Source organism: Streptomyces sp. NPDC057287, assembly GCF_042667905.1.
GTDB lineage: Bacteria > Actinomycetota > Actinomycetes > Streptomycetales > Streptomycetaceae > Streptomyces.
The window spans coordinates 48,590-61,582 of the sequence record NZ_JBHUYV010000011.1 but is presented as its reverse complement, the minus strand read 5'-3'; the positions used below and the strand labels follow the sequence as shown (position 1 = coordinate 61,582).

Here is a 12,993-nt window from a genome sequence, read left to right as displayed (position 1 = left end):
TGCTCGTGTTGCCGGGGACGTCGTGGTGCGGGATCGGGGTGCGGATCATGAGCAGGGCTCCAGTACGGCCAGGATCCGGACCATCGGATCGCCCGAGGTCCGCAGTCGGCGTGCTGCCTCGCTCAGTCGTTCCGCCGCCGCGTCGCGTGCGCTGCGGCCACCCGCGAAGCCAGGGAGGGACAACTGCCGCTGCCAGACGCCCACTTCCTCCTCGTAGGCGCGCAGAGGTCCGTCGACGTGGTCGTCGGCGATCTTCCGCAGCGCACCCAGCCGGATGCGGGTCGCCGCGACGGCGGCGGGCACCAGGGGCTGGAGGTCCTCCGTGTCGCCGGGTGTGAAGTAGTCCGGCATGTCGGGGCCGACACCGAGCTCCGCGAGGAGCTCGGGGGTCAGCTCCCGCTGTCTCGGCTCGTCGGTGGCCAGACGGTCCAGCGCCAGCCAGGCGACCACCGTCGGGCGGCCCTCCGCGTTGGACCACACCCCCTGGGTGAGGACCACCGGCTCGGGCACCGCCTCGCCCTTCGCGACCTGGAGGACGGGAGCGGACTGACGGCCGATCTCCACGAGCGCCTTGTCGGTGATCCACTCCACGACGGGGTGCAGTTCGCCGACGTAGTGGGCGTCCGGCCAGAGCGACGAGGAGGCCGCGTCCTCTCGGGCCCGTCGCAGGGATTCGGCCGCGTGCTCCCGGCTGAACGTCAGCTTCATGCGGCGCGTGATGCCCTGTTCCCGGAGATAGCCCGGGGGCAGGACGTCGAGGCGGTCCTTGAGGTCCTGCGGGGTGTTGAAGCTGAGGTCGGCGCCGTCGAGGACCGTCTCCAGCCTGAAGGGCTCCAGGTCGGACAGCTCCCCGAGGCCGGCCAGGACGTAGGCGCGGCGGTCGGCGAAGAGCCGCAGTTCGGCGACGGTCTCCAGCGGGGGAAGTGCGGTGCGCCCCGGTTCCGTACCGGAGGTTCCCAGGTCCCTCCCCAGGTCCCCGGCTTCCGGCGGGACGAGGGCTCCGATCTCGTCGAAGCCGTCCTCCCCGCCGAAGTCGCCGAAGTCGTCGAAGTCGCTGAGGTCGTCCGATCCGGGGGCCTCTTCGTGTGTTCCGAAGTCGCCCATGGTCTGCAGCTCGACCGGCCGGGGGCCGGGGGCCGTCGCCTCGGACAGCGGCACGGCCTCCAGGCCGCTCACGGCCTCGTCCGGGGTGGCGCCCTTCAGCAGTGCCTCCATCACCCGGATCTCCTCCCGGTCCCCGTCGTTCTCCCGCGTGGCCGCCTCGACGGCGCCGAGCACCTCATGCACCTTCGCCTCGCGGGCCAGGACCTTCTCCGCGATGTCCCGGTCGTCGAGGGCGCCGGTCACCGAGGAGGTGAGGACCATGGCGCGGAACTCGGGGGGCTCGGTCTGGCCGTAACGGTCGATGCGGCCGTTACGCTGCTCGACCCGGATCAGGCTCCACGGCAGATCCCAGTGGACGAGGTGGTGGCACTGCCGGTGCAGGTTGACGCCCTCCGAGGCTCCGTCGCCCGTGAGCAGCAGGCGTACATCGCCGCCACGCCGTGCGAACTCGTCGACGTAATCCATCTGCGCGGTGTCCTGGACATTGCTGTGGAGGACCTTCACGGCCGCCTCGCCATCGGCCTTCCTTCCCCACCCCAGCAGAGGAGGGAGGACCGCACCGAGCCAGTCGAGCGTCTCGCGGCGCTCGGAGAACACCACGGCCCGGGTGTCGCTGCCGGCACCCACGCCGATCCGCCGCAGTTCGGCGACGAGCCCGGCCAGTTTGGACACCGACCCCAGTCCGTCGGCCCGGGGCGACGGACCCAGGTCCTGCTCGACGGCGCGGGCGAGATCGGCCAACCGGAGCAGGGAGGCGACCTCGGGAGGAGCGGAACCCGTCCCCAAGGCGTCGGCCGGCGGTTCGGTGACCCGGTCGTTGCCCTTGGGAAGCTTGTGCCCCAGCTCGCTGAGCCGCTTGCGGACAGTGGCGAACAGGGCCCGGTGCGAGGAGAGGAACGACTTCAGCAGTACATAGGGGAAGAGATGGTCCTTGCTGACCCTGCCGCCGCCGGCCGCCGCGTCATCTGCGGGCTTGCGCAGCCAGTTCTCCGTCAGTTCCTCGAAGATCCGCTCCTCGATCTCCCCCGCCGGGCACGCGACCGGGCGTGATTCGCCCCGGGAGGCCCATGCCCCCTCGCCGAGCGCGGCCTTGACCTCGGTGCTCGCCTTCGTGCGCCGCAGCAGGAGGTCATGCAGTTCCTCCGCCTTCGGCTGCTTCGGGTCCTTGACCGCCATGGGGTCCAGCAGACGGATCAGACCGGTGAAGGAGGCCATGTCACCGTTGTGAGGCGTGGCGCTGGCCAGGATCAGGGCGTCCGTGTGGTCCGCGAGGAGATTCGCCAGCGCGCGTCGTGCACTGCCCTGGTTGATCAGGTTGTGCGACTCGTCGATGATGACGGCATCCCAGTGGATCTTCTCCAGCCAGGGCCGGTAGCGCCCCGGGTTCTTCAGCGTGTCCATGGAGACGATCACGCGCTTGTAGTAGGTGAACGGGTTGCGTCCGGCCGGGATGCGCCGCTCGATGCGCGCGATGCCGGCGCTGTCGAGACGGACGAGCGGCAGGGAGAAACGGGTCCACATCTCGTGCTGGAACTGTTCGAGGACCGGTGCCGGAGTCACGACGAGAATGCGCTCGCCCCGCCCCCGTCGAATCAGCTCGCCGAGCAGGACACCGATCTCAAGGGTCTTGCCGAGGCCGACGACGTCCCCGATGAGCAGGCGGGGACGCAGCGTGTGGCGCAGCGCCTTGGCGGCCGGGCGCAGCTGGTAGTCCATGCGGTCCAGGAGGAAGCCGTCCGTCAGCGCGAGACGGCGCTCGATCTGGGGCAGCGGGGTCTTGCGCAGCACCGCCTCCAGGAAGAGACGCCCCCGTCGGAACTCCTTGGACTCGTCCACGAAGAGGCGGGTGTCCTCGGGAAGCAGCACACGGGGGTCGTCGAGGGAGGTCAGAAACCGGGCCGAGTGGCCCCGTACGAGGTCCGAGGCGCCCGTGGCCTCGATGACGTACTCGCCCGCCCGGGCCTGACCACTGCTGCGGACCACCCACTCCTCGTCCCGCACCTCGATCACCGTACCCGCCGGGGGCGGCCCGGCCAGGACCCGTGTCGCGGGCACGGGTGCGACTTCGGTGGGGCCGGATGGTGCGTCGGGCATGGAGGACGGTCCTCTCGTACTTACTGCGAAGGGTGGTCAAACGGTCGTGCGGGTGCTGGGCAGCACGGAAGCCGTCCTGCCGGGTGCCGGGCTACAGACGGGCGCTGTGGGCGTAGGCCCTGCGCAGCTCCTCCGCGGCCTTGCGCGCGGCGGGGGGCAGGCTTTCCGCTCGGCCGGTATCGGCGACCGGGCCGCTCTCGTCCACCGCGACCGGCGGGGCCAGCGGGTAGCTGGTGGTCACATCGGCGGGATCCGGTGAAGGGTCCAGCACCGTCGGAGTGTATCCGTCCGCGTTCGCCGGGGAGGGTCCGGCGGGCTCGGGCCCGTCCAGGCCGTCATGCCGCCCGGGGGCGTGATCGGCGGGCTCCGGATCCGGGGCGAAGAGCTGATCGAAGAGATCGGCACCACCCGTCCAGGGGCTGTCCGGTGCGTCGCCGTTGTCGACGGCCTTCTGCGCGGCGTCCCTGATGACGGGATCGACCTGGCCGGAACGGACGCGCGCGGGAAGCTCGGGAATCAGCCCCGACTCCTGCACCAGGTGGTGCAGGAGTCCGGCGGCGGTCTCCGGGTCCGACCCGTGCTGGACCAGCAGTCCGAGGAGGCTCTCCTGGACCGCGTCGAGGGTCGGTCGCTTCTCGGCGAGCGGTACGAGGATCTGTGCCAGCAGCGGGATGCGGTCCGGATCGATGTCGCCCCAGACCGGAGGCCCGGCCATGGGCCCCGAAGGGTAGGGAGGCCGTCCTGTCGCAGCGAAGAACAGGGTCGCTCCCAGCCCGAAGACGTCGGCGGGTTCCTTCACGTGCTTGGCGTCCAGGTGCTGTTCCATCGGCATATAGGGAGCAGATCCCATGTGGACATGGGCGAGGGTGATGGCCTGGGCCGAGCCCAGCTCGACGAGTTTGGCGAGACCGAAGTCCAGGACCACCGGACCGGTCGGGCCGAGAGCGACGTTGCCCGGCTTCAGGTCCCGGTGCAGGAGCTTCGCACCGTGGATGGCCCGCAGGGCGTCCACCAGGGCGAGCCCGAGCGCCGCGTACGCCTCCACCGGCAGACGCCCGGTGCCGGACACGAGGGTGTGGAGGGTGGGTCCGTGTACGTAGTCGATGGCGAGCCACGGCAGATCCGCCACCGCGTCCGCGGCAAGCAGCGCGGGCACCCGGTCGCTGACGACCGCTCGTACGGCGTCGGCCTCCACGGCGAACCTGGCCCGGGCTTCTGTCTCACTCATCCCCGAGTCGCCGGTGAGCAGCGACGGCCGGATCACCTTGACCACCGCGAGCCGACCGTCGGCCGCGTCGGAAGGACGCGCGAGATGATAGGCGGCCTCCCACTCGGGACTCAGGTGCTCCAGCGGCAGAGGGCGGGCGAGGTAGGCCCTGCCCATGCCGCCCTGCCCCAGAACTGCGAGCAGTTCGAAGGGGCCCAGAGCCCCCGGGTCCTTCTCTGCGTCCAGCGGCTTCATCGGCGCCCCCAATTCCCCACCCGCGCCGAGCAGCGGTTTCCCTGACCGGTGCTCAGTCCTTCTCGATCAGTCTATGGGCGCCGCTCGGGCAGATCAGCCGTGATCCGGAACAACTTCCCGGCCCCACGGGGCTCGGCACCGACCAGCGCAACAGGCTCCCACCGCTCCGGCGCGCGGTGAACAGCCGCCTGCCGTAAGCCCACCCGCCGCCGGGACATTACGGCGATCACACACCTGTTTCGGTTAGGCTCCCCAGATGTTCGACCCCGTCTCCGCAACACGGCCCTCCGGTGGCCTCGCAGTGCGCTGTACGAGGGCGCTGCTGTCCCCCTGGTCCCGGTTCTCCCTGCTCGTGGTGGTCCTGCTGGCCGCCGCCGTCACCATGCTGCTGTTCGAACCACAACGGCTCCTCGCCTCCGGCTGGCCGTCCCAACTCACGGGTTCCGGCGCGGCGATGCTGTTCGGGCTCGCGTACGGCGTGTGCACCGTGGCCTTCGTGCCACGCCCGCTGCTCAATCTGGCGGCCGGTGCGCTGTTCGGCGCCCAGGCCGGTCTCGCGGCGGCGCTGGCCGGCACCGTCCTCGGTGCCGGTGTCTCCTTCCTGCTCGGCAGAGTGCTGGGGCAGGACGCGCTCCGGACGCTGCTGCGCGGCAAGTACCTGAAGGCGGCGGACGGACTGCTGAGCCGGCACGGCTTCAGGTCCATGCTGGCGCTGAGGCTCTTCCCCGGGGTGCCGTTCGCCGCGGCCAACTACTGTGCGGCGACCTCCCGCATGGGCTATCCGCCGTTCCTCCTTGCCACCGGGCTCGGCTCGATCCCGAACACGGCCGCGTACGTCATCGCGGGCAGCTCGGCCTCCTCACCGACCTCGCCCGTCTTCCTGGCGGCGATGGGCTTCATCGTGCTGTCCGGCGCGGGCGCGGCCCTGGTGGCCTGGCGGAGGCGGCACCGGCTGGGCGCGGCCGGCGGCGCGGCGTCGCCGGAGGCGGGCGGCGCGGCGTCGCCGGAGGCGGGCGGCGCGGCCTAGCCAGGGGCGGGCGGCGCGGCGAAGCCAGGGGCAGGCGGGAGTCTGTTCACCTCCAGGCGATACGCTGCCCGCAACCGACAGAGGTTGTCCGGGGCCGTGGCGTCCCGTCCCCCTTTCTGACCGCATCCGCACGCTGCCGACGGCCTTCACGTCCGTCGGCCGTTGCATGAGTACCTCCGGGATGGCCTAAGCCCCATGAGCTGGTTCGAATCATTCGTCCTGGGCCTCGTTCAGGGACTGACCGAGTTCCTGCCGATCTCCTCCAGCGCGCATCTGCGGCTGACCGCGGCTTTCGCGGGCTGGCACGACCCGGGCGCGGCGTTCACCGCGATCACACAGATCGGCACGGAGGCCGCGGTCCTCATCTACTTCCGCAAGGACATCGCCCGGATCGTCTCGGCCTGGTTCCGGTCGCTGACCAATTCCTCGATGCGCAGTGACCACGACGCCCAGATGGGCTGGCTGGTCATCATCGGTTCGATTCCCATCGGCGTTCTCGGTGTGACCTTCAAGGACCAGATCGAGGGTCCTTTCCGCGACCTCCGTCTGATCGCCACGACCCTGATCGTCATGGGCATCGTCCTCGGCATCGCGGACCGGCTCGCTGCCCGCGACGAGACCGGCGGCAAGCACCGGGCGATCAAGGAGCGCAAGTCGCTGAAGGAGCTGGGGGTCAGGGACGGTCTGATCTTCGGCTTCTGCCAGGCGATGGCCCTGATCCCGGGTGTCTCCCGCTCGGGTGCCACGATCAGCGGTGGTCTGCTCATGGGCTACACCCGTGAGGCGGCGGCCCGCTACTCCTTCCTGCTCGCGATCCCCGCGGTGCTGGCCTCGGGTGTGTTCGAGCTGAAGGACGCGGGCGAGGGACACGTCTCCTGGGGCCCGACGATCTTCGCCACCGTCATCGCGTTCGCGGTGGGCTACGCGGTCATCGCGTGGTTCATGAAGTTCATCACGACGAAGAGCTTCATGCCGTTCGTCATCTACCGCGTGCTCCTGGGCATCCTGCTGTTCGTCCTGATCGGCGCGGGTGCGCTGAGCCCCCACGCGGGCGAGTCCGCCGGCTGAGAAGGACCGCTGCCACCCCTGACTCCCGGACCGTCCTGGTCCGGGAGTCAGTCATTTCGCCGATGACGTGGGGGCGTGGGAGCGGGAGGTTGGGCGTCGTCCACGGCCGCCGGTCCCACTCGGCGGCCGTGGACCGGCCGCCTCTCCCTCCCACCTCACGGAGAACCCCATGTCCCTGCCCCGTACAGCCGGTGCCGCGGTACTGGCCCTCGCCCTCGCCTCGGTCGCCGTCCCCGCGTCCGCCTCCTCGACCGCGGTGGCCGAGGTGCACTACGTGGCCCTCGGTGACTCGTACGCCTCCGGCACCGGCGCCGGCAGCTACTCCGACGTCGCGTGCACGCGGAGCCGCAACGCCTATCCCGCGCTCTGGGCCGATGCCCACGACCCGGCCTCGTTCGCCTTCGCCGCCTGCGGCGGGGCGAAGATCCCCGATGTGCTGAGCGGCCAGGTGGGGGAACTGGGTGAGGACACCACCCTGGTGAGCCTGAGCATCGGGGGCAACGACTCCGGGTTCGCCGCGACCATGCTCAGCTGTCAGTACTCCACGCAGTCAGCCTGCGAGCGGGCCCTGAAGACGGCCGGGGAGTACGTGGTGAACGAGCTGCCGGGCGAGCTGGACGGCCTCTACGCTTCCGTACGCGCCCGCGCGCCGCACGCCGAGGTCGTGATCGTCGGCTACCCGCACCTCTACAAGGAGGGCGGCCTCTGCCTGGGCGGTCTCAGCTCCGCCAGGCGCTCGGCGGTCAACGACGGCTCGGACCTGCTGAACGAGACCATCGCGGACCGTGCCCGGGCGGCCGGATTCGCCTTCGCGGACGGGCGGCCGGCCTTCGCCGGGCACGAGATCTGCACGAGTGACGCGTGGATCAGCAGCTCGAACGTCCATCCGACGGCCGAGGGGCACGAGTCCGCCTATCTCCCGGCCTTCGACGCGGCCGTCTCCGGGAGCTGATCTCAGTACACGTCGCGTACGTACCGTTTGTCCGCGGCGAGCTGCTTGACGTACGCGGCGGCGGCGTCCTCCTGGAGTCCGCCGTGGGCCACGGCGATGTCGCGCAGGGTCCGGTCCACGTCCTTCGCCATCCGGGAGGCGTCGCCGCAGACGTAGAAGTGGGCGCCCTCCTGGAGCCAGGACCACAGCTGGGCCCCGTGCTCCCGCATCCGGTCCTGTACGTAGACCTTGGCCCGCTGGTCGCGGGAGAACGCGGTGTCCAGCCGGGTCAGGGTGCCTTCGCGGCGTAGCGAGTCGAGCTCCTGCTCGTAGTAGAAGTCGCTCGCCCTGCGCTGTTCGCCGAAGAACAGCCAGTTGGCGGCGCGGTGGCCGAGAGCCCTCCGCTCGTCGAGGAATCCGACGAACGGGGCGACTCCGGTGCCGGGGCCGACCATGACCATGGGGGTCGCCGGATCTGCCGGCGGGCGGAAGTGCGGGGCGCGCTGGACGAAGACGGGGACGGGGTGGCCCTCCTCCGCGTCGGCCAGGAAGGTGGAGGCCACGCCCTTGCGTACGACGCCGTGACGGTTCTCGTAGCGGACGACGGAGACGGTGAGCCGCACGAGGCCGGGGTCGGCGAGGGGGCTGGAGGATATGGAGTACAGCCTGGGCCGGAGGCGGGTGAGGGCCGCGGTCCACTCGGCGGCGGTGGCCCGGGCGGAGTGTCCGGCGATGACGTCGACCGCCTGTCTGCCCCAGGTCCACTGCGCGAGCTCGCCCTTGTTGTCCGGGCGCAGCAGCTTCTTGAGGGTCCGGTCGTGGGTGCGTTCGGCGACCAGGCGCAGCAGTGCGGGGGTGATCCGGGCGATGTCCAGGTGGCGGTGGAGGGCCTCGCTCAGGGCCACGGTGCCGGTGCCCGGCACGTCGACCGGGTCCGCCGGGTCCAGTCCGGTGACGGCAAGCCATTCCGCCACGAGTGCAGGGCAGTTGAGGGCCTCCACGCCGAGTGCGTCACCCGCCTCGTAGGTGAGGGGCACGGGACTCTCCCGCGTGTCGAAGGTGAACTGCCGCACCTCCTTGGCCGCGCCGGGGAGGCTGAGCAGTCTGTTGCCGACGAGTCGTCCGGTAGCCGTCCTGGCCGAACGGTCCGTGGTGGCGGGGGCGGAGACGGGCGGGGAGACGGGTCCTGCGACGGTGACGGCGACGGTCGGGGCCGCGGGGCCGGCCGTGGTGCCCAGCGCCGCGAACACCTCGTCGAGCCACTGCCCGGCCGGCTCCTCGTAGTCCGGTTCGCAGTCCGTACGGGGGACGAGCCGCACGGCGCCCAGCTCCCCGAAGCGTTCGTCGAGCCGCCTGCCGTGCCCGCAGAAGTCGTCGTACGAGGAGTCCCCGAGGGCGAGCACGGCATAGCGAACGCCGTCCAGCCGGGGTGTGTCGGGCGCGTTGAGCGATTCCCAGAATCCGGAGCCGTTGTCCGGCGCGTCCCCGTCGCCGAAGGTGCTGGTGACGACCAGGAGGTCGGCGGTCCGCGGAATGCTCTCCAGAGGGCTGTCGTCCATCCCCAGGAGCGTCGCCGCGCGCCCTTCGTCGGTCAGCCGCCTCGCCGCTGCTGTGGCGACCTCCTCGGCGTTCCCGGTCTGCGACGCCCACAGGACCACGACCTGCCGGCCGGAGGGCGCGTGGGCGGCCTCGTCGGGAGCCTCCGCCGTCCCGGCGGGCTCCTGGCCCGCTTCCCCCGGCAGGCGGGAGAACATACCGGCCAGCACCCCGTTGACCCACAGGGCGTGGTCCGGCTCGAACGGCGCGTGCGGCGGCAGTACGGGGGTGCCCCCGGGCCGTGTGCCGAGCCCCGCGAGGAATCCGGACAGATAGCGCCGCTCGTGGTCGGCGAGGACGGGCGGAGCCGTGTCCGCGATCCCGAACACCCCGGCGAGAGCGGCGGGAGCGGCCGCGAGCGCCGGGACGGCCCGGGCCGCGGCATCCGCGGGCGCGGGGGCCGCGGGGGCCGCGGGGGGCACGGGTACGACGGCGGCGACCTTCACCAGCGTCACGGCACAGACCTTGAACTCGGGCTGGAAGGAGACCGGGTCCACCGCGTCGTTGGTGACGGCGTTGACACTGAGGTACTCGCCGAAGAGGTCGTTCCAGTGGAACGGCGCGAAGCAGTCCCCGGCACGCACCCGGTCGGTCACGACCGCCGGGAGCACGGCCCGGCCGCGCCGTGAGGCGACCTCGACCGAGTCGCCCTCCGCGATCGAGAGGGCCGCCGCGTCCTGCGGGTTGATCTCCACGAAGGGGCCGGGGTTCAGCTTGTTGAGCTTGGCGACCTTCCCGGTCTTCGTCAGGGTGTGCCACTGGTGCTGGAGGCGGCCCGTGTTGAGCACGAAGGGGAAGTCGTCGTCCGGCATCTCGGCCGCGGGCAGGTGCGGGCGCGCGAAGAACACCGCCCGGCCGCTCGCCGTGGGGAAGGCAAGCCGGGGCACGCCCCCGTCGGGGTGGACGGTCGGGGTTTGGCTGACGCCGTCGTTGAGGTAGCGCACCGGGTTGCGGTCGGGGCCCTCCGGGGAGGCACTGGGCCACTGGACGGGGGTGCGGCGCAGCCTCTCGTAGCTGACTCCGCGCAGGTCGTACCCGGTCTTCGGGTTGTGGGCGCGCTTGATCTCCTCGAAGATCTCCTCGGCGCTGCCGTAGCCGAAGGCCTCCTCGTACCCCATCTCGCAGGCGATCCGCGCGATGATCCGCCAGTCCGGCCAGGCCTCCCCCGGAGGATCCGCGGCCTGTCGTGCGAGCGTGAGGTTCCGCTCCGAGTTGACCATGACGCCCTCGGCCTCGCCCCACAGTGCGGCGGGCAGGGCGACATCGGCGTAGGCGTTGGTCTCGGTGTCGGCGAACACGTCCTGGGTGACGACGAACTCCGCGGCTTCGAGCCCTTCGATGACGGTGCGCCGGTTGGCCACCGATGCCACCGGGTTGGTGCAGATGATCCAGCAGGCCTTGATCTCGCCGTCGGACATCCGCCGGAACATCTCGACGGTCCCGATGCCCGCCGCGTCCGTGCGCAGGGTCCCGGGCGCGATTCCCCACAGCCCCTCGACGAACGCGCGGTCGTCCTCGGACTGCAGGCCGCGCTGGCCGGGCAGACCAGGTCCCATGTAGCCCATCTCGCGGCCGCCCATGGCGTTGGGCTGGCCGGTCAACGAGAAGGGGCCGCTGCCCGGGCGGCAGAGGGCCCCGGTGGCCAGGTGGAGATTGATCAGGGCGTTGGTGTTCCACGTGCCGTGGGTGCTCTGGTTGAGTCCCATGGTCCAGCAGCTCATCCACTCCCCGGCCTCGCCGATCCAGCGGGCGGCCAGGCGGATGTCCTCCTCCGGGATGCCGGTTGTCCCGGCGACCGCGGCGGGCGCGTAGTCCCGCAGGAAGCCGGGCATGGCCTCCCAGCCCTCGGTGTGCTCCGCGATGAAGTCAGGGTCGGTGTGGCCGTTCTCCACGAGGAGGTGCATCAGGCCGTTGAGCAGGGCCAGGTCCGTGCCGGGTCGTATCTGCAGGAACAGATCGGCCTTGTCGGCGGTGGCGTTGCGCCGGGGGTCGACCACGATGAGCCTGGCTCCGACCTTCACCCGCTCCATGAGGCGGAGGAAGAGGATGGGGTGGCAGTCCGCCATGTTCGAGCCGATGACGAAGAAGGTGTCGGCGTGCTCGAAGTCCTCGTACGAGCCGGGCGGGCCGTCGGCGCCCAGCGAGAGCTTGTAGCCACTGCCCGCGCTGGCCATGCAGAGCCGGGAGTTCGACTCGATCCAGCTGGTCCGGACGAAGCCCTTGGCCAGTTTGTTGGCGAGGTACTGGGCCTCCAGCGTCATCTGTCCGGACACGTAGAGGGCCAGTGCGTCGGGCCCGTGCTCGTCGACGATCGCCCTCAGCCTGAGTGCGGTCTCCTTGACCGCGGCGTCCATGGGCGACGGCGCGGGCTCCTCGCTGCGGTCCGCCCGCACCAGGGCCGTCGTCAGCCGGCCGGGGGCGGCGAGCATGTCGGCGCTCGTCGCTCCCTTGGTGCAGAGCCGCCCGCGGTTCGTGGGGTGCTCCTTGTCGCCCGTGGCCTTCAGGACGGTGCGCCGTCCGTCGGGTCCGCTGCCGATGTCGAGGACCATGCCGCAGCCGACACCGCAGTACGAGCAGACCGTCCGCACCCGGTCGGGGGGGTCCGGCTGCGGATTCGGCACGGTCATGGACGGCCTCTCATGGGGAACGCTGACACCGCGAGGGTACGAAACGTCCGTTTCCCAGGTGTCACGCCGGACGATCAAGCGTGGTTACGTCCACTGCACAGCGGCCCGGGTACGCCGGTGAGGCCCGCCGGGCCGCCCGTGCGGGATCGGGCGATAATCGCCTTTCCGGGCAGCCCCGGCCCGGGGTTCGCCGACGCTTTGGAGGCTCGTATGACCGCCGACGCCCCTCCCGTGATCGCCGCGGTGGACGGCTCCGCGCACGGCTGGGAGGCGCTCGACTGGGCCGTCGAGGAGGCCGTACGCCGCGCTCTGCCGCTGCTGATCGTGCACGCCCGGCCGCAGGCCCGGCGGGCGGAGGAGGAGAAGGGGCTGCGGGAGGCCGAGGAGTTGCTGGCCCAGGCCGTGCTGCGGGCCTCCCGGGCCGCTCCCGGGCTGCCCACCTCGACCCTGGCGCCGCTGGACTTCCCCTCGGCGGCGCTGACCTCGCTGAGCCGTGACGCCTCGACGGTGGTCGTCGGGTCCCGGGGTCTCGGTGGATTCCGTTCGCTGATGATCGGTTCCAACAGCTTGGCCACGGCGTCGATGGCGCGGTGCCCGGTCGTCGTCGTCCACACCGGCCGGACGGACGAGAGCGAGGCGGAGCCGGTGGACACCTTCCCGGACGTCGTCGCGGGGGTCGCCGCCGACGAGACCGGTGGAGCGGTCCTCGATTTCGCCTTCGAGGCCGCCGCCTCCAGGCCCGGGGCCCGGCTGAGGCTCGTGCACGGGTGGACCATGTTCTCTTCGATGCTGTCCGGCGGGCCCGTGTTCGACAGCGCGGCGGCTGCGGACGCGGCCGGCCGCGCTCTCGCCGAACTCACCGCGGGCCGAAGCGAGCGGTACCCGCAGGTGGCCGTCGTGCGCGAACCGGTCCGGGGCTCGGCGTCCCGCACGCTGGTCACGGCGTCGGCCACCGCCGCGCTGACGGTGGTCGGGCGGCGCAGGGGCGGCGAGTCCCTCGGCCTGGGCCTCTCCCCCGTCGCGCAGACGACGGTGACGCACGCCCTCGGTCCTGTGGCCGTCGTCCCCGCCTGACGCGGAGGCC

Annotated in this window: 7 protein-coding genes; 4 read left to right on the top strand and 3 right to left on the bottom strand. The window is 71.5% G+C overall.

From position 1 onward, the window contains the following. Positions 1–45: 45 nt before the first annotated feature. Together ACFUNE_RS21945 and ACFUNE_RS21940 are read right to left on the bottom strand one after the other, a co-directional pair. Positions 46–3,198, bottom strand: coding sequence for an SNF2-related protein (locus ACFUNE_RS21945; RefSeq protein ID WP_383570475.1), 3,153 nt, complete (start codon positions 3,196–3,198; stop codon positions 46–48). 91 nt (positions 3,199–3,289) lie between these two features. Continuing rightward, positions 3,290–4,660 (bottom strand): serine/threonine-protein kinase, encoded by a 1,371-nt coding sequence (locus ACFUNE_RS21940; protein ID WP_383570472.1) that lies wholly within the window; start codon positions 4,658–4,660, stop codon positions 3,290–3,292. Between the two features lie 256 nt (positions 4,661–4,916). On the opposite strand from ACFUNE_RS21940, the gene ACFUNE_RS21935 reads away from it, so the two are divergent. The 3 genes from ACFUNE_RS21935 to ACFUNE_RS21925 all read left to right on the top strand — a co-directional run bounded on the left by ACFUNE_RS21935 (position 4,917) and on the right by ACFUNE_RS21925 (position 7,707). Next, a complete protein-coding gene (locus tag ACFUNE_RS21935; RefSeq protein WP_383570469.1) occupies positions 4,917–5,687 on the top strand; it encodes a TVP38/TMEM64 family protein in 771 nt (256 codons plus the stop codon). 195 nt (positions 5,688–5,882) lie between these two features. Then, positions 5,883–6,755: an undecaprenyl-diphosphate phosphatase gene (locus ACFUNE_RS21930; RefSeq protein ID WP_383570467.1), complete on the top strand. Its 873-nt coding sequence runs from the start codon at positions 5,883–5,885 to the stop codon at positions 6,753–6,755. Between the two features lie 169 nt (positions 6,756–6,924). Beyond that, positions 6,925–7,707: an SGNH/GDSL hydrolase family protein gene (locus ACFUNE_RS21925; RefSeq protein ID WP_383570464.1), complete on the top strand. Its 783-nt coding sequence runs from the start codon at positions 6,925–6,927 to the stop codon at positions 7,705–7,707. 2 nt (positions 7,708–7,709) lie between these two features. Here ACFUNE_RS21925 and ACFUNE_RS21920 read toward each other — a convergent pair whose 3' ends face one another. After that, positions 7,710–11,909, bottom strand: a complete 4,200-nt coding sequence (locus tag ACFUNE_RS21920; protein ID WP_383570461.1) for a molybdopterin-dependent oxidoreductase — start codon at positions 11,907–11,909, stop codon at positions 7,710–7,712. 210 nt (positions 11,910–12,119) lie between these two features. Here ACFUNE_RS21920 and ACFUNE_RS21915 point away from each other — a divergent pair, with 210 nt between their 5' ends. Then, on the top strand, positions 12,120–12,983 hold the full coding sequence (locus ACFUNE_RS21915; RefSeq protein ID WP_383570458.1) for a universal stress protein: 864 nt from the start codon (positions 12,120–12,122) through the stop codon (positions 12,981–12,983). Positions 12,984–12,993 lie beyond the last annotated feature (10 nt).

Coding starts and splice junctions, on each gene's coding strand:
- ACFUNE_RS21940 (WP_383570472.1), bottom strand. CDS start 4,660: ATGAAGCCGCTGGACGCAGAGAAGGACCCGGGGGCTCTGGGCCCCTTC.
- ACFUNE_RS21935 (WP_383570469.1), top strand. CDS start 4,917: ATGTTCGACCCCGTCTCCGCAACACGGCCCTCCGGTGGCCTCGCAGTG.
- ACFUNE_RS21920 (WP_383570461.1), bottom strand. CDS start 11,909: ATGACCGTGCCGAATCCGCAGCCGGACCCCCCCGACCGGGTGCGGACG.
- ACFUNE_RS21925 (WP_383570464.1), top strand. CDS start 6,925: ATGTCCCTGCCCCGTACAGCCGGTGCCGCGGTACTGGCCCTCGCCCTC.
- ACFUNE_RS21945 (WP_383570475.1), bottom strand. CDS start 3,198: ATGCCCGACGCACCATCCGGCCCCACCGAAGTCGCACCCGTGCCCGCG.
- ACFUNE_RS21930 (WP_383570467.1), top strand. CDS start 5,883: ATGAGCTGGTTCGAATCATTCGTCCTGGGCCTCGTTCAGGGACTGACC.
- ACFUNE_RS21915 (WP_383570458.1), top strand. CDS start 12,120: ATGACCGCCGACGCCCCTCCCGTGATCGCCGCGGTGGACGGCTCCGCG.